We start from the raw sequence: 362 nt of genomic DNA on the forward strand, positions 1-362 counted from the left end.
CTTTCACGGCGGTAACAGGGGTTCGACTCCCCTACGGGATACCATGGGTCGTTAGCTCAGTTGGTAGAGCAGTTGACTTTTAATCAATTGGTCGCAGGTTCGAATCCTGCACGACCCACCATTTCCTACCGCGGAAATGCTTACTTTAGGTAAGAAAATAAATTTGGGGCTATAGCTCAGCTGGGAGAGCGCCTGCCTTGCACGCAGGAGGTCTGCGGTTCGATCCCGCATAGCTCCACCATTTCCTCCCACGGAAATGCTTACTTTAGGTAAGAAAACAATGTGGGCGATTAGCTCAGTTGGGAGAGCACCTGCCTTACAAGCAGGGGGTCACTGGTTCGAGCCCGGTATCGCCCACCACT

At 52.8% G+C, this 362-nt stretch carries 3 tRNA genes; all 3 read left to right on the forward strand.

The window, feature by feature from the left end:
* Nucleotides 1-45: 45 nt before the first annotated feature.
* The 3 genes from EYW48_RS21585 (at nucleotide 46) to EYW48_RS21595 (ending at nucleotide 360) form a co-directional block, all read left to right on the forward strand.
* Nucleotides 46-121 (forward strand) — tRNA-Lys (locus EYW48_RS21585).
* A gap of 44 nt (nucleotides 122-165) precedes the next feature.
* Nucleotides 166-241, forward strand: a tRNA-Ala gene (locus tag EYW48_RS21590).
* A gap of 43 nt (nucleotides 242-284) precedes the next feature.
* Nucleotides 285-360 (forward strand) — tRNA-Val (locus EYW48_RS21595).
* Nucleotides 361-362: the final 2 nt, after the last annotated feature.

This window comes from Vibrio sp. 1180_3 (assembly GCF_029478545.1).
Classification (GTDB): Bacteria; Pseudomonadota; Gammaproteobacteria; order Enterobacterales; family Vibrionaceae; genus Vibrio; species Vibrio aestuarianus.